The organism is Frateuria sp. GZRR33 (genome assembly GCF_051900425.1).
In the GTDB taxonomy this organism is placed as follows: domain Bacteria; phylum Pseudomonadota; class Gammaproteobacteria; order Xanthomonadales; family Rhodanobacteraceae; genus Frateuria_A.
The window spans coordinates 64,644-88,132 of record NZ_JBHZGK010000001.1 but is presented as its reverse complement, the minus strand read 5'-3'; the positions used below and the strand labels follow the sequence as shown (position 1 = coordinate 88,132).

General features: G+C 69.8%; 25 protein-coding genes. 12 read left to right on the top strand and 13 right to left on the bottom strand.

The features are described from left to right. Positions 1–96: 96 nt before the first annotated feature. The 8 genes from ccoO to ACFWZU_RS00480 are packed head-to-tail and all read left to right on the top strand — an operon-like array spanning position 97 to position 5,499. Positions 97–750 (top strand): cytochrome-c oxidase, cbb3-type subunit II, encoded by a 654-nt coding sequence (gene ccoO, locus ACFWZU_RS00515; protein WP_439699452.1) that lies wholly within the window; start codon positions 97–99, stop codon positions 748–750. Beyond that, entirely contained in the window at positions 747–971 is a 225-nt protein-coding gene (locus ACFWZU_RS00510) for a cbb3-type cytochrome oxidase subunit 3 (protein WP_439699451.1), read from the top strand. The genes ccoO and ACFWZU_RS00510 overlap by 4 nt, the downstream gene beginning before the upstream one ends. Next, the gene (ccoP, locus tag ACFWZU_RS00505) at positions 968–1,885 is read left to right on the top strand and encodes a cytochrome-c oxidase, cbb3-type subunit III (protein ID WP_439699450.1); all 918 of its coding nucleotides are present in this window, start codon (positions 968–970) and stop codon (positions 1,883–1,885) included. Before ACFWZU_RS00510 ends, ccoP begins: the two co-directional genes overlap by 4 nt. After that, the gene (locus ACFWZU_RS00500; RefSeq protein WP_439699449.1) at positions 1,860–2,156 is read left to right on the top strand and encodes a hypothetical protein; all 297 of its coding nucleotides are present in this window, start codon (positions 1,860–1,862) and stop codon (positions 2,154–2,156) included. The genes ccoP and ACFWZU_RS00500 overlap by 26 nt, the downstream gene beginning before the upstream one ends. Continuing rightward, positions 2,153–4,384, top strand: coding sequence for a heavy metal translocating P-type ATPase (locus ACFWZU_RS00495; protein ID WP_439699448.1), 2,232 nt, complete (start codon positions 2,153–2,155; stop codon positions 4,382–4,384). The genes ACFWZU_RS00500 and ACFWZU_RS00495 overlap by 4 nt, the downstream gene beginning before the upstream one ends. After that, a complete protein-coding gene (ccoS, locus tag ACFWZU_RS00490; protein ID WP_439699447.1) occupies positions 4,381–4,593 on the top strand; it encodes a cbb3-type cytochrome oxidase assembly protein CcoS in 213 nt (70 codons plus the stop codon). The genes ACFWZU_RS00495 and ccoS overlap by 4 nt, the downstream gene beginning before the upstream one ends. Beyond that, positions 4,590–5,042 (top strand): azurin, encoded by a 453-nt coding sequence (azu, locus tag ACFWZU_RS00485; protein WP_439699446.1) that lies wholly within the window; start codon positions 4,590–4,592, stop codon positions 5,040–5,042. Before ccoS ends, azu begins: the two co-directional genes overlap by 4 nt. 52 nt (positions 5,043–5,094) lie before the next feature. Next, positions 5,095–5,499, top strand: a complete 405-nt coding sequence (locus tag ACFWZU_RS00480; protein ID WP_439699445.1) for a group III truncated hemoglobin — start codon at positions 5,095–5,097, stop codon at positions 5,497–5,499. 320 nt (positions 5,500–5,819) lie between these two features. Here ACFWZU_RS00480 and tpx read toward each other — a convergent pair whose 3' ends face one another. The 7 genes from tpx to ACFWZU_RS00445 all read right to left on the bottom strand — a co-directional run bounded on the left by tpx (position 5,820) and on the right by ACFWZU_RS00445 (position 11,832). After that, complete coding sequence (gene tpx, locus ACFWZU_RS00475) at positions 5,820–6,320, bottom strand: thiol peroxidase (RefSeq protein ID WP_439699444.1); 501 nt, start codon at positions 6,318–6,320, stop codon at positions 5,820–5,822. Between the two features lie 24 nt (positions 6,321–6,344). Then, positions 6,345–6,782: a CopD family copper resistance protein gene (locus ACFWZU_RS00470; RefSeq protein WP_439699443.1), complete on the bottom strand. Its 438-nt coding sequence runs from the start codon at positions 6,780–6,782 to the stop codon at positions 6,345–6,347. 237 nt (positions 6,783–7,019) lie between these two features. After that, positions 7,020–7,412, bottom strand: a complete 393-nt coding sequence (locus ACFWZU_RS00465) for an endonuclease domain-containing protein (RefSeq protein WP_439699442.1) — start codon at positions 7,410–7,412, stop codon at positions 7,020–7,022. Between the two features lie 181 nt (positions 7,413–7,593). Continuing rightward, a complete protein-coding gene (locus tag ACFWZU_RS00460; protein ID WP_439699441.1) occupies positions 7,594–8,151 on the bottom strand; it encodes an SCO family protein in 558 nt (185 codons plus the stop codon). Between the two features lie 4 nt (positions 8,152–8,155). Next, positions 8,156–8,920, bottom strand: coding sequence for a formylglycine-generating enzyme family protein (locus tag ACFWZU_RS00455; RefSeq protein WP_439699440.1), 765 nt, complete (start codon positions 8,918–8,920; stop codon positions 8,156–8,158). A 3-nt stretch (positions 8,921–8,923) separates the two neighbouring features. Further along, a complete protein-coding gene (gene nirK, locus ACFWZU_RS00450; protein ID WP_439699439.1) occupies positions 8,924–10,444 on the bottom strand; it encodes a copper-containing nitrite reductase in 1,521 nt (506 codons plus the stop codon). Positions 10,445–10,578: 134 nt separating this feature from the next. After that, positions 10,579–11,832 (bottom strand): NnrS family protein, encoded by a 1,254-nt coding sequence (locus tag ACFWZU_RS00445; protein WP_439699438.1) that lies wholly within the window; start codon positions 11,830–11,832, stop codon positions 10,579–10,581. A gap of 169 nt (positions 11,833–12,001) precedes the next feature. Between ACFWZU_RS00445 and ACFWZU_RS00440 the strand changes: the two genes are divergently transcribed. The 4 genes from ACFWZU_RS00440 (at position 12,002) to ACFWZU_RS00425 (ending at position 17,351) form a co-directional block, all read left to right on the top strand. Next, a complete protein-coding gene (locus tag ACFWZU_RS00440) occupies positions 12,002–12,763 on the top strand; it encodes a glucose 1-dehydrogenase (protein ID WP_439699437.1) in 762 nt (253 codons plus the stop codon). Positions 12,764–12,780: 17 nt separating this feature from the next. Then, positions 12,781–13,218, top strand: a complete 438-nt coding sequence (locus tag ACFWZU_RS00435; protein ID WP_439699436.1) for a universal stress protein — start codon at positions 12,781–12,783, stop codon at positions 13,216–13,218. A 4-nt stretch (positions 13,219–13,222) separates the two neighbouring features. After that, complete coding sequence (locus ACFWZU_RS00430; protein WP_439699435.1) at positions 13,223–15,751, top strand: cation-translocating P-type ATPase; 2,529 nt, start codon at positions 13,223–13,225, stop codon at positions 15,749–15,751. Positions 15,752–15,959: 208 nt separating this feature from the next. Then, positions 15,960–17,351 carry an MBL fold metallo-hydrolase gene (locus ACFWZU_RS00425; protein ID WP_439699434.1) on the top strand — a complete coding sequence of 464 codons (1,392 nt, stop codon included), beginning with the start codon at positions 15,960–15,962 and terminating at the stop codon, positions 17,349–17,351. Positions 17,352–17,613: 262 nt separating this feature from the next. On the opposite strand, the gene ACFWZU_RS00420 is transcribed toward ACFWZU_RS00425, so the two are convergent. The 6 genes from ACFWZU_RS00420 to hmgA form a co-directional block, all read right to left on the bottom strand. Then, positions 17,614–18,375 carry a helix-turn-helix domain-containing protein gene (locus ACFWZU_RS00420; RefSeq protein WP_209615402.1) on the bottom strand — a complete coding sequence of 254 codons (762 nt, stop codon included), beginning with the start codon at positions 18,373–18,375 and terminating at the stop codon, positions 17,614–17,616. 20 nt (positions 18,376–18,395) lie between these two features. Further along, positions 18,396–19,796, bottom strand: coding sequence for an oxygen-independent coproporphyrinogen III oxidase (hemN, locus tag ACFWZU_RS00415; protein WP_439699433.1), 1,401 nt, complete (start codon positions 19,794–19,796; stop codon positions 18,396–18,398). A 359-nt stretch (positions 19,797–20,155) separates the two neighbouring features. After that, the gene (locus ACFWZU_RS00410) at positions 20,156–20,398 is read right to left on the bottom strand and encodes a hypothetical protein (protein ID WP_439699432.1); all 243 of its coding nucleotides are present in this window, start codon (positions 20,396–20,398) and stop codon (positions 20,156–20,158) included. Positions 20,399–20,472: 74 nt separating this feature from the next. Beyond that, positions 20,473–21,459, bottom strand: a complete 987-nt coding sequence (locus ACFWZU_RS00405) for a fumarylacetoacetate hydrolase family protein (RefSeq protein WP_439699431.1) — start codon at positions 21,457–21,459, stop codon at positions 20,473–20,475. 18 nt (positions 21,460–21,477) lie between these two features. Beyond that, entirely contained in the window at positions 21,478–22,065 is a 588-nt protein-coding gene (locus ACFWZU_RS00400; protein WP_439699430.1) for a lectin, read from the bottom strand. After that, entirely contained in the window at positions 22,065–23,372 is a 1,308-nt protein-coding gene (gene hmgA / locus ACFWZU_RS00395) for a homogentisate 1,2-dioxygenase (RefSeq protein WP_439699429.1), read from the bottom strand. Before hmgA ends, ACFWZU_RS00400 begins: the two co-directional genes overlap by 1 nt. Positions 23,373–23,489: the final 117 nt, after the last annotated feature.

Genomic DNA, 23,489 nt, shown 5'->3' with positions numbered 1-23,489 from the left:
GCTTCGACAGCGCTCCCGCGTCGGGAAGGCAGCGAGATCCTGTCGGTCCGAACGCGGCCATCCATGGCCGCACTCTTCAACTAAGAACACGATCCCATGGCTTACAAGCATTTCGAACTCATCGAGAAGAATGCCGCGCTGCTCGGCATCCTCACGGCGATCATGGTGTCGATCGGTGGGCTGGCCGAGATCACGCCGCTGTTCATGGAGGCTCATGCGGTCAAGGCGCCCGTGGGCGTGAAGCCCTACGACCCGCTGCGCCTGGCCGGCAAGGACGTCTACGTGCGCGAGGGCTGCTACCTGTGCCATTCGCAGATGATCCGCGCGCTGCGCGCTGAAACGCAGCGCTACGGCCACTTCTCCACCGCACAGGAATCGGTCTACGACCGGCCGTTCCAGTGGGGCTCCAAGCGCACCGGGCCGGACCTGGCGCGCGTGGGCGGCAAGTACACCGACGACTGGCAGCGCCTGCACCTGGAGAACCCGCGCCAGGTGGTGCCGCAGTCGAACATGCCGCAGTACGACTGGCTGGAGCACAACAAGATCGACGCCGAGGACATCCAGGCGCGCATGCGCGTGCTGCGCAAGCTGGGTGATCCCTACACCGACGCCGACATCGCCAGCGCGCCCAAGGCGTTGGCCGGCAAGACCGAGATGGATGCGCTGATCGCCTACCTGCAGGGCCTGGGCATCCAGAACGAGCCGGCGGCCACCGTGCCGGTGCCGGCCGGCCACGGAGGCGCGCCATGAACCAACCGATGATGAGCCCGTTCTGGGGCCACCTGACCGGCGTCGTCACGGTGGTGCTGATGCTGATCTTCCTCGGCATCTGGATCTGGGCCTGGCGCAAGCGCCATCGCTCGACCTTCAAGCGGATGAGCGAACTCCCCATGGAAGACAAACCGGAAGGTCCGGTGCCGGGCAAGCCGCGCACGGGCGCAGACAAGAACGACAAAGGTAGGCAGCCGTGAGCGCGGGTTGGTCATTGTGGGTGATGTTCCTGGTGGTGCTGAATTTCGGCATCACGTTCCTGCTGTTCCTGTGGGCGCCGCGGGCGAAGATCCCGACGCTGTCGGACGACACCAGCGGCCACGTATGGGCGCACGGCGCGATCCGCGAGGGCGTGCGCAACCTGCCGCTGTGGTGGCTGTTGTTGTCCGGTGCGATGTTCGTGGCCGGCGCGATCTACCTGGTGCTCTACCCCGGCTTCGGCAACCACAAGGGCACGCTCGGCTGGACCGCGCACGGCGAGCTGGCCCGGGACGAGGCGATCAACAACGCCAGGCTGGACGACCTGATCGAGCGCTTCCGCAAGTATCCGGTCGAGCAATTGGCCGAGGACCCCGCCGCACAGCAGATGGGCGAGCGCCTGTTCGTGGACAACTGCGCCGCGTGCCACGGCCGCGGCGGCTACGGCAACGTCAAGCTGGGCGCACCCAGCCTGATCGACGACGACTGGCTGTACGGCGGCAGCGGCAAGGACATCCTGACCTCGATCCGCGAGGGCCGCGCCGGCATGATGCCGCCGTGGTCGAGCCTGGGCGAGGACAACGTTAAGAACCTGGCCAACTACGTGCTGAGCCTGTCGGACTCGCCGCACGACGAGGGCCGCGCGCATGCCGGCCAGGCGCTGTTCACCACCTGCGCCGCCTGCCACGGCCCGCAGGGCAAGGGCAACCCGGCGCTGGGCGCCCCCAACCTGACCGACCACATCTGGCTGCACGGCGGCAAGTTCGAAGACATCGTGCGCACCATCGGCGGCGGCCGCCAGGGCCACATGCCGGCGTGGAGCAAGCGCCTGAGCGACGACCAGACCCGCGTGCTGGCCGCCTACGTCTACCACCTGTCGCACCAGGGCGATGCACCCGCACAAGCATCTCGCTGAGGCGTCCGCCGCGGCCGACGCCTGGTATCGGCAACCCGTGCTTTGGCTGGGCGCGGCGATCTTCGCCGCGTCCCTGGCCGGTTGCATCTGGACGATCGTGCTGGGCTCGCGCCACGCTGACCTGCCGCTGGAGATGACCGAGCGTCCGCACACGTTGCTGGATATGCCGATGCATGCGCCAGCACGCGAAAAGCAGGCGACCGGCCAGCAGGCGGGCGCCAAGGCCGCGCCGTCGCGGGACGCCACGGGTACGCCCGGGCAGCGGCCATGACCGCCGCCGGCGCGCACGCGGCATGGCTGCATCCGCGGCTGGCCGCGCAGGTGATCCGGCCGCGGCGCGATGGTCGCGCCGAGATCGCGTTGCGCGTGGAAGGCCTTGCCGATCCGCGCCAGGTGCTGCGGCTGGACGAACGCCTGCACGCCCTGCCCGGCGTGACCCGCGTGGCGATCGACGCCCGCGCGCAGCGCGCGCGCGTGGTGTGGAACCCCGACCGCCTGGCGCTGCCGCAGATCCTCGATGCGTTCGCCGGCGAACAGTGCAACGCGCGGCCGCTGCGCCGCGAGCACATCGACGATGCGCGCAGCGGCGAGGCCAACGATGCGCTCAAGCGCCTGCTGGTCGCCGGCATGTGCGCCATGCAGGTCATGACGTACGCCTTCGTCATGTACATCGGCGTGGTCGACTTCGTCGACTTCACCACGCGCGGGCTGTTCCGCTGGCTGAGCCTGCTCACCACCGCGCCGGTGGTCGCCTACTCGGCGCAGCCGTTCCTCGCCGCCGCCTGGCGCGAGATGCGCACGCGCCGGCTGGGCGTGAACCTCACCGTGTCGCTGGCCGTGCTGCTGACCTTCGGCGCCAGCGTGTGGAGCACGCTGCGCGGACACGGCGAGATCTACTTCGACTCGGTCAGCATGTTCGTCTTCCTGCTGCTGGCCGCGCGCCATGTCGAACTGCGAGCGCGCCACGCCAGCGGGGCGCTGGGCGAGGCCGCGCAGGACGCCACCCCGCTGCTGGCCGAGCGCCGCCGCGCCGACGGCAGCCTGGAAACCGTGCCCGCGCTGGAACTCGTGCCGGGCGACCGCGTGCGCATTGCCGAAGGCGGCACCGTGCCGGCCGACGGCGTGCTGGAGAGCAGCGCGGTGGAGGTGGACGAGGCGCTGCTCTGTGGTGAATCGCGCCCGCGCCGGCGCGAGCGCGGCGAACGGCTCATTGCCGGCTCGGTCGTGCTGGGCAGCCCGGCCGAACTGCGCGTGGAGCACAGCGGCGAGGACACCGCCGCCGCCCGCCTGGGCCAACTGGCCGGCCGTGCGCGCCAGGCCCGCCCGGGCGACGGGACCGCCGACCGCGAGGCCACCCGCTTCGTGCTGCGCGTGCTGGTGTTGACCGCGCTCACCGCGCTCGCCTGGCTGTGGCTCGACCGCGCGCGCGCGTTCGATGCCGCCGTCGCCGTGCTGGTGGTCGCCTGCCCCTGCGCCTTCGCACTGACCCGCCCCGCCGCGGTCACCCGCGCGCTCGCCGTACTCGCCGGGCGCGGCGTGCTGGTGACCGAGCCGGCCGCGCTCGACAGGCTCGCCCGCGTCGACTTCGCCCTGTTCGACAAGACCGGCACGCTGACCACGCCCTGGCTGGAGCCGGACGCGATCGAGCCGCTGCGCGACGGCCTGGCGCCGGAACAGGCGCTGCGCCTGGCTGCCGCACTGGCGCGCGAGAGCACCCATCCGCTGGCCATGGCGCTGGCCGCCGCGTGGCCGGGCGACACGCCGGCAGTGCACGGGCTGAAGGTCACCGCCACCGCGGGCATCGGCGCCGAGGTGGAAGGCCGCGCGCTGCGCCTGGGCCGCCCGGATTTCGCGCTGGCGCCCAGTGGTTGCGCCGCCCCGCCCAGCGCCGCCGGCACGCTGATGCTGGCCGACATGCATGGCGCGCTGGCCGCCTTCCACGTCAGCGAAGCGCCGCGCAGCGATGCCGCCGCCACGCTGCAGGCGCTGCGCGGCGAAGGCATCGTCACCGTGCTCGCCAGCGGGGATACCCGCGCCCGTGTGGCGCCGGTCGCCAACGCGCTGGGCGTCAAGCGCTGGGCAGGACGCCAGTCGCCTGCCGACAAGCTCGCCCTGCTGCAGGTGGCGCGCGCGCAGGGCCGGGTCACGCTGGCCGTCGGCGACGGCAGCAACGACGCCCCGGCGCTTGCCGGCGCGGATGTCTCTGCCGTGCTCGCCTCCGGCACCGACCTGGCGCAGGCGCATGCTGACCTGCTGCTCGCCCGCGGTCGCCTGGACGGCCTGCTGCAGGCCCGCCACGTCGCCCGCCAGCTCGCCCATGTGGTGGCGCAGGGCCGGCGCTGGTCGCTGGCCTACAACCTTCTCGCAGTGCCGTTCGCCGCGGCCGGACTGGTGCCGCCGTGGCTGGCGGCGATCGGCATGTCGGTCAGCTCGCTGGTGGTCGTGCTCAATGGCCTGCGCGTGGGCCGCGTACCCCTTCGCCCGGCGCTGCGTGCATGAACATCCTGCTGGTGCTGATCCCGGTCACCGGCCTGGTCGTACTGATCGCCGTGGCGCTGTTCTTCTGGGCCGCCAACCACCAGCAGTTCGACGACCTTGACAGCCCTGCCGTGCTGCCGCTGATGGAGGACGAACCGGTCCCCGGCCTGGCCGACGACGCGGCGCCGCAGGATTCCGCTTCCCCCGATAGCAAAGGAGACACCCCGTGAAACGTCGTCTGTTCGCTTTCGCCCTGCTTGGCCTGGTCGCCGCGCCGACCTGGGCTGCCTCCAACTGCTCGACCACCATCCAGGGCAACGACGCCATGCAGTTCGACCAGAAGTCGATCGTCGTGCCCAATACCTGCAAGCAGTTCACCGTGACGCTCACGCACGTGGGCAAGCTGCCAAAGGCCGCGATGGGGCACAACTTCGTGGTGTCCAAGACGTCCGACGAGCCGGGCATCGTCGCCGACGGTGCCACGGCCGGCATCGACAACAACTACCTCAAGCCGGGCGACAGCCGCGTCATCGCGCACACCAGGATCATCGGCGGTGGCGAGAGCGACTCGACCACCTTCAAGGTCGATGCGCTCAAGCCCGGGCAGGACTACGAGTTCTTCTGCTCGTTCCCGGGCCACGCCGCGCTGATGAAGGGCACGATCAGCCGCGCCAAGTAAAATGAAACCGCCGTGCCGCGGGCAGCCCGCGGCACGGCCCACCGGCAGAGACATGCGCGATACCACGCTTGACGAATCCGCGATCGCCCGCCTGGTCGACCGCTTCTACGACAAGGTCACCGCCGACGCGGTGATCGGCCCAGTGTTCAACGCCGTCGTGCACGACTGGCCCGAACACAAGCGCCTGCTCACCCGCTTCTGGTGCTCGGTGGCGCTGGGCGCGGCGAGCTACCGCGGCAACCCGATGGCGATGCACCGCCCGCTGCCGATCCGCGCCGAACACTTCGACCACTGGCTTGCGCTGTGGCGCGCCACCTGCGCCGAGGAGCTCGACGAGGCCAGCGCGCAGCAGATGGTCGACTACGCCGAGCGCATCGGCCGCAGCCTGAAATACGGCCTGGGCTTGAACCCCGACGCCCGCGGCATCGGCGTGCCGTTGGTTTCCGTCCGCCGCTGATCTGCCTGCAGGCGCGCGCCTGTGCGCTGTCGTGGTTTCTTTTTTTCAGGAACGCGAAGCCGCGCGCTCCGCCCTCCCCCATCCGCCTGTCGGCACCTTCCCCCGTAAACGGGGGAAGGCTCACTTGGGGAATTGCCGGGTGAGTTCAGCCATCGCAAGACGCGCGCACCGGATCCTTGCCCGCCTGCGGGGGAAGGTGCCCGATCTGCCGGCGCAGGAGCGCCGGCAGATCGGCAAGGCTGGCCCCTAAAAGGGGCGAGCGCATGGATGGCGCGAGTGAGGGCGGATGGGGATGTCTTGCGAAAAGCTGCCGGGTTCCGTCAGCCCAGTGCCGCGAGCGCCGCGTCGTAGTCCGGCTCGTGCGTGAGCTCATCGACCAGCTGCGCGTGCAGCACGCGGTTGTCCGCATCCAGCACCACCACCGCACGCGCCGCCACGCCGGCCAGCGGCCCGGTGGTGAGTTCCACGCCGTAGTCGGCCAGGAACTCCCGCCCGCGCATGGTCGAAAGCGTCACCACCCGCTCCAGCCCCTCCGCGCCGCAGAAGCGCGACTGCGCGAACGGCAGGTCGGCCGAGATGCACAGCACCACCGTGTTGGAAAGCTTCCCGGCCATCTCGTTGAAGCGGCGCACCGAGGTGGCGCACACGCCGGTGTCGATGCTGGGGAAGATGTTGAGCACCTTGCGCTGCCCCGCATAGCTGGACAGCGCCACGTCCGCCAGGCTCTTGCCGACCAGCGTGAACGCCGGCGCCTGCGCACCCTTGGCCGGGAAGTTCCCGTTGACCTCGACCGGCTCGCCCTTGAACTTCACTTGCGACATGACGCTTTCTCCTGGTGGTGAGACCTACAAGTAGAACATGGTCTTGGCCAGGAACACGATGCCGATCATCAAGGCCAGCACCACGCGGTGGGTATGGCGGAAGCGGCACACGCTCATGCGCCCGCGCGCGCCGGCCCACACGGCGTTGACGAACACCCCCAGCACCGCGAACGCCAGCGTCACCTTGAGCAGCAGGAACCCACCGAAGCGCGTGCCGACACAGGCGATGCCGTCGCAGCGGATGTCGAACAGCATGCCGCCGCTCAGGAAAAGCAGCAGCACCACGACCGGCATGAAGCGGCGCACGCGCGCCATCACCGCCTGTTCGATGGTGGCCATCGTCGCGGCGTCGAAGCGCTTGTGCAGGCCTTCCAGCACCAGCACTTCGAACGCGGCCGCGCCGACGAACAGGATCGCGCAGCTCAGGTGCAGCAGCAGGATCCAGGGATACCAGGTGGCCATGTGCGGCCCTCGCAGAATGTCGGCAGCTCGCAGCTTGCCCCGGCCCGGCGGATGGGGCCATGACCTGTATCAGTGCGGGTTCGTCGCAAGGCCTCCCCCATCCGCCCTTCGGGCACCTTCCCCCGTGGAACGGGGGGAAGGATCCAACCCCACGCCAGGCCGACCCTCTTCGCGGGACCCGCTACCGCGCGGGAAGGATCCAACCACCGCACACTGCCGCCCCCCTAGCAAGACGCGCTACCGATCCTTCCCCCGCTCGCGGGGGAAGGTGCCCGAAGGGCGGATGGGGGAAGCCTCGCCGAGCACTTGAAGCATCGCCGAAAGCACCTGCTCCGTACGCTCAAGCACCTCATGGTTCCAGAACCGAAGCACGCGCAGGTCACGGCCCCGCAGCCAGGCATCACGCGCCCGGTCGGTAGCCGACGCCAGATGCTGCGAACCATCCACCTCAACGACCAGTCGCCGCTCGATGCAGATGAAATCCACCACGAACGGCCCCACCGGATGCTGTCGCCGGAACCGGTACCCACCCAATTGCCGCCTGCGCAGGTGGAACCAGAGCCGTTGCTCGGCTTGGGTCATTTCCCGGCGCAGTGCCGTGGCGGTCGAACGCTTCGCATGCTGACGCATGAGCCATCCATGGCGGATCCTATTGTCTCAGTGTGAGGCGCTCCGCGCGCCCAAGCTGCCGTTGGGAGCCCGCGCGGGCCGACAGAAAACCCGCGTCTTTTCGTAAGCCGTTGCCTGCGGACGATCACCCCCGCTCTACCGGAAAGGAACCCGCAGGGCGGATGGGAGGCTCTGGCGAGGCTCAGCCGCCCGTCGCCTTGCGCACCGCAGCGACGAACTCCGGATCGGTACGCCCGATGATGTTGGTGCGCGCGACGAGACGACCGTCCGCATCCAGCAACAGCAGTGCGCTGGAGTGGTTGAACTCGCCATCGGGCAGCTTGCGGTATTGCACGCCGAGCAGCGCGGCGAGCGAGCGGGTGTCCTGCGGCGCGGTGCGCGCCAGCGTCCACCAACGCAGGTCGAGCTTGTGCGCGGCGGCGTAGCGGCGCAGTGCGGCGACGTCGTCGCGCTCGGGATCGAAGCTCACCGCCAGCAGGTGCAGGTGGGCCGGCTCGCCGGCGGCGCGGCGGGTCGCCTTCATCGTGTCGATGATCATCGGGCAGACCATCGTGCAGGAGGTATAGAACATGCTCACGATCTGCGGCGTACCGCGGCCCGCGGCGAACGGCGCGGCATGGCCGTCCTGGTCGGTGAGCGGCACCGACAGCTGGTAGAGCGAATCGGAAGGCAGCGGCGAGGCCGCGTGGGCGGTCGCGGCCAGAAGCAGGGCGAACAGGGTCAGCAGCAGTCGTTTCACGGGTTCACTCCGGCCGGGCGCAGCGGAAGCCCAGGTTGGCGGTGGTATCGGTGGCCTTGAGCGAGGAGAGCATCGCCACGCGCATCAGCGTGGCGTAGTTCTCTTTCTGCTCCATGGTGATGGCACCGGCGCCGCAGAACTTCAGCTTGTCGGCGCCGTCCTGCTCGCGGCTGTCGGCGCTGGTCATCATGGCGTTGAAGTCTTCCACCCACTCCCACACCAGGCCGTTGAGGTCGCGCACGCCGTGGATGTCCGGCTTGCCGCCGACCGGCGGCAGCGCCTCGTTCGACGGGCGCGCGTACCAGGACAGCACGCGCTCGCGCCAGGCCGGGTCGCTGCGTGCGTCGGCACGGGCGGCGTCGGCCGCGGCGGCGTACTCCCACTCGTACCAGGTCGGCAGGCGGGCGTGCTCGCTTTCGCAGTAGGCCTGCGCGGCGAACCAGCTCACCTGCGTCACCGGCTGGCGTGGCAAGGCGCCGGGGCCGAGCTGGTCGGGCGCGGACCACTGGGACAGGTAGCGACGGTCGGCGAACACCGCCGGGACGCGGTCGCGCCGCCACTCCGGATGGGCTTTGACGAACGCCAGGAACTCGGCATTGGTCACCGGCTCGGTGCGCAGGCGGAAGGGTTCGAGGATGGCCGGCGCCGTCTTGCCGTCGGCCGGCAGCACGCTTTCGAAGCGGCCGCCCGGCAGCGGTTTGTACTCGGCCGCCAGGGCCGGCCCGGCCAGCAGCAGGCCGAGCAGCATCAGGGCAACGTGCCGGCGCATCGCTCAGTGCTCCATCGTCGGCGCCGGGGCCGGCTGGGCGCGCACCTTGGCCACCTCTTCCTTGGTCACCTGCCCGCCCGGGTTGCCCCAGCTGTTGAGCACGTAGGTCAGCAGATTCGCCACCTCGTCGTCGGTGAGCTGGGACATCGGCGGCATGACCGAGTCGTATTCCTTGCCGTTGACCGTGACCTTGCCGGTCAGGCCATGCAGCGGGATCGAGATCAGGTGGTTCTTGTCCTGCTTGGCCAGGTAGTCGGACTTGGCCAGCGGCGGGAACACGCCCGGCAGGCCTTCACCGTTGGCCTGGTGGCAGACCGAGCAGGTGCCGGTGAACAGCTGCTTGCCGGCGGCGATCTGCTCGTCCTTGCTCAGGTTGCCGGCCGCGTGCGCCTTGGCCGCGACGGTGACGGCCTTGAGGTTGGGTTCGGCGCGATCGCCGAGGTAGACCGAGTCGACCTCCTTGCCCGAGTAGATCGCCTTGTTTTCCGGGCCGTCGACTTTGAGGATCGCCATCGCGCCCTTGTTGAACGCGCGGAAGATCGAATGATCGACCATCACGTAGCTGCCGGGCACGTCGGTATGGAACTCGACGATCGCGGCGCCACCGGCGGGGATCAACGTGGTCTGCACGTTCTCCTGCGGATGGGTGCCGCCTTCCTGCTGCACGCGGTCGAAGATCTCGCCGATCACGTGGAAACTGGAGACCAGGTTCGGGCCACCGTTGCCGATGAACAGGCGCACCGACTCGCCGACTTTCGCGGTCAGCGCCTTGTCGCCGGTCAGCGCGCCTTCGTGGCCGTTGAACAAGACGTAGGTCGGGTTTTCGTCGATGGCCTTGTCCATGTCGAACGGCTGGTGGCCTTTCTCGCGGTACTTGCCGGTCGTATAGAAGTCGCCCTGCATCACGTAGTACTCGTGGTCGACCTTCGGCAAACCCTCCGGCGGTTCGACCAGGATCAGGCCGTACATGCCGTTGGCGATGTGCATGCCGACCGGCGCGGTGGCGCAGTGGTAGACGTAGATGCCGGCGTTAAGCGCTTTGAAGGTGAACTGCGACTCGTGCCCCGGCGCGGTGAAGCTCGAGGCGGCGCCGCCACCGGGACCGGTGACGCCGTGCAGGTCGATGTTGTGCGGCATCTTGCTGTCGGGCGCGTTCTTGAGATGGAACTCGACCGTGTCGCCCTGACGCACGCGGATGAAGCTGCCCGGCACGGTGCCGCCGAACGTCCAGTAGGTGTAGGTGACACCCTCGGAGATCGGCATCTCCTTCTCGATCACCTCCAGCTCGACGATCACCTTGGCCGGGTAATCGCGGTGGATCGGGGGCGGCACGTTCGGCGGGCTGGTGAGCACCGCGTGGATCGGCTCGCCCTCCGGCGGACCGAAGTCGGTCGGCGCCGACACCGACGTGGATGCCGCCTTTGCGGTGGCCGCGGGGGTGGCATCGGCGGGTTTCTTGTCCGTGCAGCCGGCCAGGGCCAACATGCTGGCGGCCGCGAGCACGAGGGACAACCGTCGTGGCATGGGAGATCTCCTGTGGTTCCTGGGGATCAGGCTAGATTCCTGACCGTTGACGCGCTTGACCTGCGTCACGCCCGCTGCCGGAACCGGCCTGATGCGTCACCCTGCCACAGAACGATGTTGCCGAGATGTCTAACCTAGCCGGGCCTGCCGTCCACGCGCGGGGTCAGGTAGATCCAGGCCGAGCGGATCACCCAGGGCAGGAATGCCACCAGCCAGCCGGCGGCGGCGACCACGAGCCACAGGTAGCTGTCGCGGGCCAGCTCCGCCCACACGCGCAGCAGCACCACAGCCTGCAGCAGCACGAAGCAGGCCCATGGCACCGCGCCCATCTGCAGCGGGCGGCCGGAGTGGCCCTGGGTGACGCGTGTGACCATCGCCACCAGCATCGAGCCGAAGTAGCCGATGGTCAGCACGTGCAGCGGCGCCAGCCCGAGGACCGGGCCGTGCCCGGCGAACAGGCACAGGCTCTGCACCGCATATAGCACGAACGCGACCGGCAGCCAGGCGAACGCCAGGTGCAGCACGGCGAGCAGGCCCGGACGCATCGCCTTCCACGGCTGCCAGGCGATCGCATGCCAGCCGAACAGCAGCGCCAGTGGCGCATCCACCAGCCACAGCCAAGCCTGCGCGTGGGCCAGGTCCAGCGCCAGGTGCGCCAGCAGCAGCGGCCACATCAGCGGCAGGCTCCAGTCCGGCCGGCGTACCACGTAGCCCTTCGCCACGTTGCCGCTGAAGAAGGCGACCATGCGGTGCGCCACCGTGAAGTACACAGGCACCAGCAGCCCGAACGTGCCCAGCTTGATGGCGAAGCGCGCGCAGTGCGCCGGCGCGCCGAACAGGAAGCCAAGGAACGCCGCCAGTCCCAGCACGCCCAGGCCCAGCCCCGCCAGGCACGACCAGGCGTGCTGGTTGCGGTGTTCCGAGGCACGCAGCACCCCGGCCAGCGTGGTCACGCCGACCAGGTAGCCGAACAGCATCAGCGCGATGCCGGCGCGCAGCACCCAGGGCATGTCGAGCAGCCCCACGTGCGAAAGCAGGTAGCCGGCGAACACGGAACCGGCCACCACCACGTACTGCCGTGGCCGTATGGACGGCCGGGCGAGCCATTTGGGAAACGTGGTCAGCAGGAAGCCGAACATGAACATCGGCAGCATGCCGTACTGGGTCAGCATCGCGTGCGCCCAGCCCGGCGGCACCGGCGGCTGTGGCCAGCCATGCCAGCCGAAGCGCATCGAGGCCAGCTCCAGCGCCCACCAGGCCATGCTGGTCAGCACCGCCAGCGCGCCGGCGAGGAACAGCGGGCGGTGCGGTGCGGCGGCAAGCAGCGCGGCGATCGGCGGGACGGTGGCGGGTGGGACGGTCTGGCTGGAAGAAGGCGACTCGCGCATGCGTGGCTCGCGGCTGGAAATGCGAGCCATTCTCCGACCGGCCCGCGGGAGCGGCCGTGATCTGAATCAGTCCTGCGTCAATCAGCCCCGCTGGGGGTTGACGCAGGTCAGCATCGCTCGCCGCCGCCCGCTCCATGCTCGCTTCACACGGCACGAGGAGGATCCGGTCATGGGCAGGCTCGATGGCAAGACCGCACTGGTCACCGGCGGCGCCGTAGGCATCGGCGCGGCCTGCGCGCGGCGCATGGTGGAAGCGGGCGCGAGAGTGGCGATCGTGGACGTGCACGACGAGGCGGGGCAACGGCTGGCCGCCGAACTGGGCGATCATGCCCGCTACCTGCACGCGGATGTGTCGGCCGAGGCGGAGGTCGCTGCGGCCGTCGCCGCCACGGTGGCCGCGTTCGGCGGCCTGAACGTGCTGGTCAACAACGCCGGCATCGCCGGTCCGAACAAGCCCACGCACGAGCTGACCGAGGCCGAGTGGGACCGCGTGCAGGCAGTCAACGTCAAGGGTGTGTTCTTCGGCACCAAGCACGCGATCGCGCCGATGCGCGCGGCTGGCGGCGGCAGCATCATCAACCTGTCGTCGATCTACGGCCTGGTCGGCGCCCCCGACGTACCGCCCTACCACGCCTCCAAGGGCGCGGTCCGGCTGATGAGCAAGACCGACGCGCTGCTCTACGCCGCCGACCGCATCCGCGTGAACTCGATCCACCCGGGCTTCATCTGGACGCCCATGGTCGAGCAGCACATCGCCTCAATGGGGGGCGACGCGCAGCAGCACCGGCGCGACACCGCCGCGCTGCACCCGCTGGGCCACCTGGGCGAGCCGGACGACATCGCCTGGGGCGTGGTCTACCTGGCCTCGGACGAATCCCGCTTCGTCACCGGCAGCGAGCTGGTGATCGACGGCGGCTACACCTGTCGCTGACCCCTCTGGAGCGCTTCATGTACAAGCACATCCTGCTTCCTGTCGACGGCTCGGACCTTTCGCTGCGCGCCGCCGATGCCGGCATCGCGCTGGCGCACCAGCTCGGCGCACGCGTGCACGCGGTGCACGTGGTGGTACCGCTGCCGGCGGTGCCGTTCCTCAACGAGATCATTGCCACCAGCGACGCCGAGTACGCCGACAGCGCCGAGGAAGCGGGCGCGCGCTACCTGGCGGCCGTGCGCGAGCACGCCGATGCTGCCGGTGTCGCCTGCCAGTGCAGCCTGGAGACCAACCCGCGCCCGCACCGCGCCATCCTTGAGGTGGCTCGCCGCGAAGGTTGCGACCTGATCGTGATGGGCAGCCACGGCTGGCGTGGGCTGGACCGGCTGTTGCTGGGCAGCCAGGCGCAGCGGGTGATTCTCGAATCGGACGTGCCCGTGCTGGTCCACCGCTAGCGACATGGTCACCACCGAGCGCGCGCCGTCCGCCGCCCGCGAAGGCCTGGACGCCGCCGAAGCGGCGCGCCGCCTGACCGCGCACGGTCCCAACCTGCTGCCCGGCAGCACGCGCAAGAGCTTCGGCGCGATCGTGCTGGGCGTGCTGTCCGAACCGATGTTCCTGATGCTGCTGTGCGCCGGCGGCCTGTACCTGGCGCTGGGCGATCGCGCCGAAGCGGCGTTCCTGCTCTCGGCCGTGTTCGTGGTGATCGGCATCACCCTGTTGCAGGAGCGCAAGACCCAGCGCGCGCTCGAGTCGTTGCGCGAGCTTTCCGCCCCGCGCGCACTGGTGATCCGCGGCGGCGAGGAGCTGCGCGTGGCCGGCGCCGAAGTGGTCCCGGGCGACCTGCTGGTGCTGCGCGAAGGCGATCGCATCGCCGCCGACGCGACGCTGCTGGAAGGCCGGCTCGAAGTGGACGAGTCGCTGCTGACCGGCGAATCGGTCCCGGTGGCGCGCGAACCCGGGGGCGAGGATGCCGTGCATGCCAGCACGGTGGTGACCCGCGGGCTGGGCCTCGCCAGCGTCAACGCGACCGGCGGCGCGACTGCAGTCGGCCGCATTGGCGAGGCCCTGGCGCAGACGCACGAAGCGCCCAGCGGCCTGCAGCGCGCCTCGCGCCGGCTGATCCGCCATCTCGCCATCGGCGGCCTGGCGCTGGCCGCGCTGTACGCGCTGCTTTCCTGGCTGTGGGACAACCGCGGCCCGCTGGAAAGCCTGCTCGGCGGTATCGCGCTGGCGATGGCGATCCTGCCGGAGGAAATCCCGGTCATCCTCACCGTATTCCTCGCGCTGGGCGCCTGGCGCATCTCGCGGCGCAAGGTGCTCACCCGGCGCGTGCCGGCGGTGGAGGCGCTGGGCGCCATCTCGGTGCTGGCGGTGGACAAGACCGGTACGCTCACGCAAAACCGCATGCAGGTGGCCGAACTGGCGGTCGACGGACAACACTTCGTGGACGCCGGCGCGACCGGGCTGGCCGAGACGTTCCACCGGCTGGTCGAGTTCGCCATGCTGGCCACGCCCAGCGATCCGTTCGACCCGATGGAGAAGGCCATCCAGCGCTTCGGCCTGCACTGGCTGGTGCACACCGAGCACGTGCACGCGGACTGGTCGGCCGAGACCGAATACGCGCTCTCGCCGCAGATCCTCGCGATGACGCGGGTGTTTCCCTGCGACACCTGCACGCGCCACCTGCTGGCCACCAAGGGCGCGCCCGAAGCGGTGATCGACCTGTGCCACCTCCCCGCCGGGCGTGCCGCGTCGATCCTGGCTGAAGTCGAGGCGATGGCCGCGCGCGGCCTGCGCGTGCTGGCCGTGGCCCGCGGGCACTGGACCGGCGAAGCCTGGCCGGCCAGCCAGCACGACTTCGATTTCGAATTCCTCGGCCTGATCGGGCTGGCCGATCCGCCGCGGCCGGAGGTGCCGGCCGCGATCGCCGAATGCCGCGCCGCCGGCGTGCGCATCCTGATGATGACCGGCGACCACCCGGCCACCGCGCGCGCGATCGCCCGCCAGGTCGGCCTGGGCGAGCGCACCGACGTGCTCACCGGCGCCGACCTGGCGGCGCTGGACGACGCCGCATTGCGCGAGCGCCTGCACCATGTCGACCTGTGCGCGCGGCTCAAGCCCGAGCAGAAGCTGCGCCTGGTGCAGTTGCTGCGCGCGGACCGCCAGGTGGTGGCGATGACCGGCGACGGCGTCAACGACGCCCCAGCGCTCAAAGCCGCCGACGTCGGCATCGCTATGGGCGAACGCGGCACCGACGTGGCGCGCGAGGCGGCCGCGCTGGTACTGCTGGACGACAGCTTCGCCAGCATCGTGGCGGCCATCCGCCAGGGCCGGCGCATCTACGACAACATCGCCAAGGCAACCGGCTTCGTGTTCGCCGTGCACATGCCGATCATCGCGCTGGCGCTGGTACCGACCCTGCTGCACTGGCCGGTGCTGCTGATGCCGGTGCACATCGTGCTGCTGGAACTGTTGATCGACCCGGCCTGCTCGATCGTGTTCGAGGCCGAGCCGGAAGCCGGCGACGTGATGACGCGTCCCCCGCGTGCGGCGGGCGAATCGCCGTTCGCTGCCGGCCGGCTGGCCCGCGCGGTGGTGCAGGGACTGGGCGTGGCGACCGTGCTGCTGCCCGGCTTCGGCCTGATGCTGAGCTACGGCGTGGAGGCCGCGCAGGCGCGCGGCGTGGTGTTCGCGGCGTTGCTGGGCGGGTTGTTCCTGCTGATCCTGGCCAACCGCCATCCGACCCGTGCGGTGCTGGCGCGCCCGGCGCGCGGCAATCGCTGGATCGCGCGCATGGCCGCCGCGCTGGCGTTGATGCTGCTGGCCGCCTTCGGCGTGCCGTTCCTGCGCACCGTGATGGACATTGCCCTGCCCGGCCCGGCCGCCACCGCCGCCCTGCTGGCGATGCTCGCCGGCATCCTCGCCTGGCTGGAGGCGTTGCGCGGAATGTCTCGCACGACTTCGCAAGTGAGACATCCCCTGTAGGAGCGCACCCTGCGCGCGACCGCGGAGCTGGCCGCACCGGCGGTCGCGCACGGGTGCGCTCCTGCAAGTAGCTCGAACCCGCCGTTCGCAGCAGGGCAGCTGCCGGCTTTCTCGTGCCGGGAGAAAAGTGGCGAGCGCCTCCTTGACGGCGGTCAAGCGCGCCCGCGCGCACCGTGCGAGAGTTCCCCCAACGCCACGGAGCGATGCGATGCTCGTCTACAGCTGCCACGGTGCCGCCAAACAGGTCACCGGTTCGTGCCACCTGGTCGAATGCAATGGCCGCCGGGTGCTGGTCGATTGCGGCATGTTCCAGGGCGACCACGCCACCGAAGAGGCCAACGCCGAGCCGTTCGGCTTCGAGCCGGCCACGATCGACGCACTGCTGCTGACCCACGCGCACCTGGACCATTGCGGGCGCATCCCGCGGCTGGTGCGGCAGGGTTTCCGCGGACGCATCCTGGCCACCTCGGCCACCCGGGAGCTGGCGCGGCTGGTGCTGCTGGACGCCGCCGGGCTGCAGGAAGAGGACGCCCGTCGCGCGGCACGCAGCGACCGCCGCGGCGAGGAGTCATCCGAACCGCTGTATACGCTCGACGATGCGCTGCACGCGATCGACTTCTTCGAACCGGGGCTGGGCTACGGGCACGACATCGTGGTCGCGCCCGGCATCCGCGCGCGCTTACTGGACGCCGGGCACATCCTGGGATCAGCGCAGGTGCTGCTGACACTCGGCGACGGCGCCGGGCAGCGCACGATGCTTTTCTCGGGCGACCTGGGCAACCCCGGCCGTCCGCTGCTGCGCGATCCGGTGCCCGCGGCGCCGGCCGACTACGTGGCGATGGAATGCACCTATGGCGACCGTCCGCACCGCTCGGTGCCCGACTCGGTGGCCGAGCTCTACCAGGCCATCCGCGAGACGGTGGGGCGGCGGGGCAACGTGGTGATTCCCACCTTCGCGCTGGAGCGCACGCAGGAGATTCTTTACTACCTGCACCTGGGCCTGCGCGACGGCCACGTGCCGCCGCACGTGCGTGTGTTCCTCGATTCGCCGATGGCGATCTCTGCCACCGAGATCTACCGGCGGCACCCTGAATGCTTCGATGCGCAATTCCTGCGCGTGCTGCAGCACGGCGACCCGTTCGCCATGCCCGGCCTGCATTTCACCCGCAGCACGCAGGAGTCGATGGCGATCAACGCGGTCGACGGCGGCGCCATCATCCTGGCCGGCTCGGGCATGTGCACCGGCGGGCGCGTGCGCCACCACCTGAAGCACAACCTCTGGCGCGAGCGCAGCAGCGTGGTGTTCGTCGGCTATGCTGCGCAGGGCACGCTGGCCCGGCGGATCATCGACGGCGCCGCCAGCGTGCGCGTGTTCAACCAGGACATCCCGGTACGCGCGCAGGTGTGGACGATCAACGGTTTCTCCGCCCATGCCGGCCGTCCCGACCTGCTGGACTGGCTGGGCGACTCGCCGCGGCGGCGGGTGTTCCTGGTGCACGGCGAGTATGACCGCGGCATGCAAGGCATGGGCGAGGCGCTGACCGGGCTGGGCGTGGGTTGGCAGATGCCGGGCATGGGGGAGCCGATCCGGCTGGAATGAGGCGGGGTTTCCCGCAGGCTTCCCCCATCCACCCTTTGGGCACCTTCCCTGCGCGCGGGGGAAGGCTCGGTAGCTGGTATCCGGGGATGGCGGCAGGCGGCATCTGGATCCTTTCCCCGTTCCACGGGGGAAGGTGCCCGAAGGGCGGATGGGGGACGCCTTGCCGGGAAGCTCACTCCTACGGCGCCAAAAAAAGTCCCGGCTTCGCAGACATCGCGCCCGCGAGCCGCAGCACCGCCGGCAACCGGCCGGCCGCGGTGGGTCAGTCCGGCAGCAGGCTGCGGCCGATGTGGTGCAGGCCGGCCGGATCCAGGATCAGCAGCTGGCGCCCTTCCACCTGGATCAGGTTCTGTGCGCGGAAGCGGCTCAGCACGCGGCTGACCGTCTCGGCGGCCAGGCGCAGGTAGTTGGCGATGTCGCCGCGCGACATACTGAGCTGGAACTGCGTGCCGGAGAAACCGCGCGCCGCGTAGCGCTGGCCCAGGTCGGTGAGGAACGCGGCCATGCGCTCGTCGGCGCTGTGGTCGCCGGCCAGCAGGCTGGCCGAGCCCAGCTCCTTGCTGAGCAGGCGGAACAGGTGGCTCTGCACCGCCGGCATGCGTGCGGCCAGCGCGCTCATCGCCGGGAACGAGAAGCGGCAGAAGTATGAGGTTTCCAGCGCGATCGCGTCGCACGGGAAATGCTCCGGGTAGATCGCATTCAGGCCGATCACTTCGCCGGGCAGGTAGAACCCGAGCACCTGCTCGCGGCCTTCCTTGTCCACCATGCTGGTCTTCACCGTGCCCGAGCGCACCGCGAAGATGGCGCGGAACGGGTTGCCGGTGCGGAACACGTATTCGCCCGCCCGGAACGGGCCGACGTGTTCGACCAGGCAATGCAGCTCGCGCAGTTCGAGCTTGCCGTAACCCACCGCCTGGCAGGCGCCGGCGAACGCGCAGGTGCGACAGAAGTGGGCCTCGTCGCCGTCGTCGGCGATCGGGCTGGGCGGTTCAGGCAGGCGGCCCGCCTGGTTTTCCAAACGCATCAGCAACGCCTTGTGGCCGGTCAGATCGTGCGCGAGAAGCGGCGTGGCGCTTCGTCGGCATGCAGGTAGGCATCGAAACACATCGCGATGCTACGCAGCAACAGCCGCCCTCGTGCGGTCACCCGGATCATGCGCCCGTCCAGCGTCACCAGACCGTCGTCGGCCAGCACGCGCAGGCGTGCCAGCTCGGCGGCGAAGTATTCGTCGAACAGCAGCCGGTGGCGGGCGCCGAACAGGCGGGTGTCGACCTCGCCGTGGCACATCAGCTCGCCGATCAGCGCGCGGCGGATGATGTCGTCCTCGTCCAGTTGCAGGCCACGCGCGATCGGCAGGCGGCCGGCGTCCAGCGCGGCGTAGTAGCCGGTGAGGTCGCGCGCGTTCTGGCTGTAGGTGTCGCCCACGCGACCGATCGCGCTCACGCCGAGGCCCACGATGTCGCAGTCGCCATGGGTGGAGTAGCCCTGGAAATTGCGCTGCAGGCTGCCCTCGCGCTGGGCGCACGCCAGCTCGTCGTCGTAGCGGGCGAAGTGGTCCATGCCGACGTAAACGTAGCCGGCGGCGGAAAGCCGTTCCAGCGCACGGCCGAACAGCGCCAGGCGCGTGGCCGGGTCGGGCAGGTCCTGGGCGTGGATGTGCTTCTGCGCCTTGAACAGGTCCGGCAGGTGGGCGTAGCCGTAGACCGCCACGCGGTCGGGCTCGAGCGCGACCACTTCGGTGAGCGTGCGGTCGAAGCCTTCCAGGTTCTGTTTCGGCAGGCCGTAGATCAGGTCGACGCTGGCCGAGACAAAGCCCGCCGCGCGGCCGGCCTCGATCACCTCGCGCGTCTCTTCCACGCTCTGGATGCGGTTGACCGCTTGCTGCACCGCCGGATCGAAGTCCTGGATGCCGACCGATACGCGGTTGAAGCCCAGTTCGCCCAGGCCCCGCATGTAGTCGCCATTGGCGAAACGCGGGTCGATCTCGACGCCGAATTCGCGCGCACGCTCGCTGCTGAAACTGAAGTGGCGCGCCAGCGATTCCATCAGCTCGCGCATGCGCGGCAGGTCGAGGAAGTTGGGCGTGCCGCCGCCGAAGTGCAGCTGGCGCACCGGGCGGTCGCGGTCGAACAGCGGCGCGGTCAGCTCGATCTCGCGGTACAGGCGTTCCAGGTAGCGGTCGGCCTTGGCGATCTCGCGGGTGATCACGCGGTTGCAGCCGCAATAGAAGCACGGGCTCATGCAGAAGGGCACGTGCACGTACAGCGACAGCGGGCGCGGGATCGGTTCCTCGTTGGACTGGCGGATCGCCTCGCGCAGCGCCGCCTCGCCGAAGCGCGTGTGGAACTGCGGCGCGGTCGGGTAGCTGGTGTAGCGGGGGCCGGCGGTGTCGTAGCGGGCGATCAGGGCCGGATCGAAGGCAGGAGCGGCAATGGCGTGGTTCATGGGGCCAGTGTGCCGGGGTGGTGCGGAGGGCTCTTGATCCGGGTCAAGGCACGGGTGCAGCGGGTGGGACAGAAGGTCGCGGGCGGGTGATCAGCAAGGCTTCCCCATCCGCCTGTCGGCACCTTCCCCCGTGGGACGGTGGAAGGCTCGTTCTGGAGCATGGCGGCGACGCGTCGATCCAGTGGAACGAAAGGCTCGTTCTGTAGCAGCCGGCGGGCAACGATCCTTCCCCCGCCTGCGGGTGAAGGTCCCCGACCTGCCGGCGCAGGAGCACCGGCGGAACGGCGAAGCCGGCCCCGAAGGGGCGAGCGTCAGGGACGGCGCGAGTAAGGATGGATGGGGGAAGCCTTGCGGAGCACCTAACCCTGCGGCGCACCCTGCAGGTAGGTGCGTGCAGCCACCAGGTCGCCCGCATCGAGCGCATTCCGACCAAGCCAGGCCACCTTCCCGCCGCCATGGCAGGAGGCGCACAGGTTGTTCGGCAGGTTGGCGGCGCGGACGGTCGTGGCGTGGCCGGTGGCATGCGTCGAGGCGGCATGCACCGCCAGGCCTAGCAACGGCGTGGCGAGGACAGCGGCAAGGGCAGGCAATGGGTGCGGCATCGGCAGGCTCCTTCTGTGAACGACGGCCGGCAGGCCAGGACCGCCCAGGCGCCTGTGCGCCCGGGCGGCACCGATCATGCCTTCAGCGGCGTGATGGTTTGTTCGATGGCGCCGAAGATCGAGGCGCCCTGCGCATCGGTGATCTCGATGCGCAGGGTGTCGCCGAACTTCATGAATGGCGTGCTCGGCTTGCCGTCGCGCAGGGTCTCGACGGTGCGCTGCTCGGCCAGGCACGAGGCCCCCTTGCTGGTGTCCTCGTTGGCGATGGTGCCCGAACCGACAATGGTGCCGGCGGTCAGCGGGCGCGTCCTGGCCACGTGCGCGACCAGTTGCGCGAAACTGAACTGCATGTCCACGCCGCACTCGGCCTCGCCAAACCACTGGCCGTTGAGCCAGGTGCGCATGGGCAGGTGCAGCTTGTCGTCCTTCCACGCCTCGCCCAGTTCGTCCGGCGTGACCAGCACCGGCGAGAGCGCCGAGCGTGGCTTGCTCTGCAGGAAGCCGAAGCCCTTGGCCAGTTCACCGGGGATCAGCCCGCGCAGCGACACGTCGTTGATCAGGCCGACCAGCTGGATGTGTTCGGAGGCCTGGGCGGGCGTGGCGCCCATCGGCACGTCGTCGGTGACCACGATCACCTCCGCTTCCAGGTCGATGCCGAAGTCCTCGCTCGGCACCACGACCGGGTCGCGCGGGCCGAGGAAGCCGGCGCTGGTGGCCTGGTACATCAGCGGGTCGGTGTAGAAGCTTGCCGGCACCTCGGCGCCGCGCGCGCGGCGCACGCGCTCGACGTGCGGCAGGTAGGCCGAGCCATCGACGAACTCGTAGGCGCGCGGCAGCGGCGCGGCCAGGTCGGCCATGTCCAATGCGAACGCACCGACGACCTGGCCGGCGTTCAACGACTCCGACAGCGCGTTCAGCCGAGGTGCCGCGTTCGACCAGTCGTCCAGCGCCGCCTGCAGCGTCGGCGCGATGTGGACGGCGGTCACCGCCTGCTTGAGATCACGGCTGACCACGATCAACGTGCCGTCGCGGCCGCCTTCCTTGAGACTTGCCAGTTTCATGAGAACTCCGGATTCAGATTAACCACAGCCTTCCACGTAATCGACCTGCGGCGGAACGCCGGCGCGCCAGTGCGTCACCCTGCCCTGGGTGTCGGTCTCGAAGACCAGCGCGCCCTCGCCATGCGGCGCGGTCACACGTAATACCGTGGCGCCGGGGACGTACTTGTGCGGCAGCTCGCTGACCCGTGCACCGTACAACGCGCGGATCTGCTCTGCGCCCATGCCGACCCTGCCGCCGCCCGGCGCAGTCTCCTTCGCTGTCCCCACGTCGTAGCGTACAAAACGGCCGTGTTCGAACATGAACGCGAAATCGGAGGGGGTCTTGATCCACTTCGGCGTCTGGTAGAAGCATGCCGCGCCCGCGGGACCGAGGCGCCTGAGTTCACCCTGCCAGGCGGCGGCGAAGGCTTGTTCGTCCATGCCGAAGCTGAGGTCACCGTAACCGTCGTAGCGCGCCATGCGTGCGGGAGCCGCGGCGGTCGGCTGGCCGGTCACCGTAGCGACCGGTGCGCTGGCGGCGGTCGCGTGCGCCGGTGGACCGGCCTGCTCGCGGCTGCCGCAGGCGGCGAGCAGCAGTGCGCCGACCGGGCCCGCGAACCGGCGCATCAACCGCGTCCCGGCACGAAATGCCGCGCAATGCCCTGCCAGCATGCGTAGTAGTTCTTCTGCAACTGCGGCGAGTCCAGCGCCTGCCGCGTCGGGCGGATTACCTTGCGCGTCTCGAACATGAAAGCCATGGTGCCGGTAATCACGTCGGCCTTGGAGAGGTCGGCACCGGAAGCCTTCTCGAAGGTGGCCGCATCCGGCCCATGACCGCTCATGCAGTTGTGCAGGCTGGCGCCGCCGGGCACGAAGCCTTCGGCCTTGGCGTCGTAGACGCCGGTGATCAGGCCCATGAATTCGCTGGCCACGTTGCGGTGGAACCACGGCGGGCGGAAGGTGTGCTGCGCGACCAGCCAGCGCGGCGGGAAGATCGCGAAATCCATGTTGGCCGTGCCGGGCGTATCGCTGCCGGAGGTGAGCACGGTGAAGATCGACGGATCCGGATGGTCGTAGCTGATCGAGCCGATCGTGTTGAAGCGGCGCAGGTCGTACTTGTAGGGCGCGTAGTTGCCATGCCAGCCGACCACGTCCAGCGGCGAGTGGCCGATCTTCGCCTGCCACAGGCTGCCCTGGAACTTGGCGACGAGGCGGAAGTCGCCTTCGGCGTCCTCGTAGGCGGCGCAGGGGGTCAGGAAATCGCGGGCGTTGGCCAGGCAGTTGGAACCGATGGGCCCAAGGTCGGGCAGGCGCAGCAGGGCGCCGAAGTTCTCGCAGACGTAGCCGCGGGCCTCGCCGTCGGGCAGCTCCACCCGGAAGCGCACGCCGCGCGGGATCACGGCGATCTCCTGCGGCTCGACGTCGAGGATGCCCAGCTCCGTCGCCAGGCGCAGGCGCCCCTGCTGCGGCACGATCAGCAGTTCGCCATCGGCGTCGTAGAAGAAGCGGCCTTCCATCGAACGGTTGGCTGCATAAAGGTGGATGCCGATGCCCGCCTGCTCGGCCGGGCCGCCGTTGCCGGCGATGGTGACCAGCCCGTCGACGAAGTCGATAGGCTGCGTGGGGCTGGGCAGCGGATCCCAACGCAACTGGTTGGGCGTGGCCGGGGCCTCGTCGAAGCGGTTGTGGAAGTGCTCGTGCGCCAGCGGCTCGAACGGCTCGTGCACGGCTGCCGGGCGGATGCGGTAAAGCCAGCTGCGGCGATTGAGGTGGCGCGGCGCGGTAAACGCGGTGCCGGAGAGCTGCTCGGCGTAGAGGCCATGGGCCACGCGCTGGGGCGAGTTCTGTCCCTGGGGAAGGGTGCCGGGGATGGCTTCGGTGGCAAATTCGTTGCCGAAACCCGATTGGTACGCCGATGCGTTGCCCGTCTTCATGACCTCAGCTCCGGTAGTCGGCAGGGTCCTGCGCGGCCCCGCCTTTTGCCTCTACTCTCTGCCGGCCGGGCCTCCAGGGGGAAGCCTGGTCCAGTTACGCAATCAAACACCAGGGGA

Coding starts and splice junctions, on each gene's coding strand:
- ccoO (WP_439699452.1), top strand. CDS start 97: ATGGCTTACAAGCATTTCGAACTCATCGAGAAGAATGCCGCGCTGCTC.
- ACFWZU_RS00510 (WP_439699451.1), top strand. CDS start 747: ATGAACCAACCGATGATGAGCCCGTTCTGGGGCCACCTGACCGGCGTC.
- ACFWZU_RS00500 (WP_439699449.1), top strand. CDS start 1,860: ATGCACCCGCACAAGCATCTCGCTGAGGCGTCCGCCGCGGCCGACGCC.
- ACFWZU_RS00495 (WP_439699448.1), top strand. CDS start 2,153: ATGACCGCCGCCGGCGCGCACGCGGCATGGCTGCATCCGCGGCTGGCC.
- ccoS (WP_439699447.1), top strand. CDS start 4,381: ATGAACATCCTGCTGGTGCTGATCCCGGTCACCGGCCTGGTCGTACTG.
- ACFWZU_RS00480 (WP_439699445.1), top strand. CDS start 5,095: ATGCGCGATACCACGCTTGACGAATCCGCGATCGCCCGCCTGGTCGAC.
- tpx (WP_439699444.1), bottom strand. CDS start 6,320: ATGTCGCAAGTGAAGTTCAAGGGCGAGCCGGTCGAGGTCAACGGGAAC.
- ACFWZU_RS00470 (WP_439699443.1), bottom strand. CDS start 6,782: ATGGCCACCTGGTATCCCTGGATCCTGCTGCTGCACCTGAGCTGCGCG.
- ACFWZU_RS00465 (WP_439699442.1), bottom strand. CDS start 7,412: ATGCGTCAGCATGCGAAGCGTTCGACCGCCACGGCACTGCGCCGGGAA.
- ACFWZU_RS00455 (WP_439699440.1), bottom strand. CDS start 8,920: ATGCGCCGGCACGTTGCCCTGATGCTGCTCGGCCTGCTGCTGGCCGGG.
- nirK (WP_439699439.1), bottom strand. CDS start 10,444: ATGCCACGACGGTTGTCCCTCGTGCTCGCGGCCGCCAGCATGTTGGCC.
- ACFWZU_RS00445 (WP_439699438.1), bottom strand. CDS start 11,832: ATGCGCGAGTCGCCTTCTTCCAGCCAGACCGTCCCACCCGCCACCGTC.
- ACFWZU_RS00440 (WP_439699437.1), top strand. CDS start 12,002: ATGGGCAGGCTCGATGGCAAGACCGCACTGGTCACCGGCGGCGCCGTA.
- ACFWZU_RS00435 (WP_439699436.1), top strand. CDS start 12,781: ATGTACAAGCACATCCTGCTTCCTGTCGACGGCTCGGACCTTTCGCTG.
- ACFWZU_RS00430 (WP_439699435.1), top strand. CDS start 13,223: ATGGTCACCACCGAGCGCGCGCCGTCCGCCGCCCGCGAAGGCCTGGAC.
- ACFWZU_RS00425 (WP_439699434.1), top strand. CDS start 15,960: ATGCTCGTCTACAGCTGCCACGGTGCCGCCAAACAGGTCACCGGTTCG.
- ACFWZU_RS00420 (WP_209615402.1), bottom strand. CDS start 18,375: ATGCGTTTGGAAAACCAGGCGGGCCGCCTGCCTGAACCGCCCAGCCCG.
- hemN (WP_439699433.1), bottom strand. CDS start 19,796: ATGAACCACGCCATTGCCGCTCCTGCCTTCGATCCGGCCCTGATCGCC.
- ACFWZU_RS00410 (WP_439699432.1), bottom strand. CDS start 20,398: ATGCCGCACCCATTGCCTGCCCTTGCCGCTGTCCTCGCCACGCCGTTG.
- ACFWZU_RS00405 (WP_439699431.1), bottom strand. CDS start 21,459: ATGAAACTGGCAAGTCTCAAGGAAGGCGGCCGCGACGGCACGTTGATC.
- ACFWZU_RS00400 (WP_439699430.1), bottom strand. CDS start 22,065: ATGCGCCGGTTCGCGGGCCCGGTCGGCGCACTGCTGCTCGCCGCCTGC.
- hmgA (WP_439699429.1), bottom strand. CDS start 23,372: ATGAAGACGGGCAACGCATCGGCGTACCAATCGGGTTTCGGCAACGAA.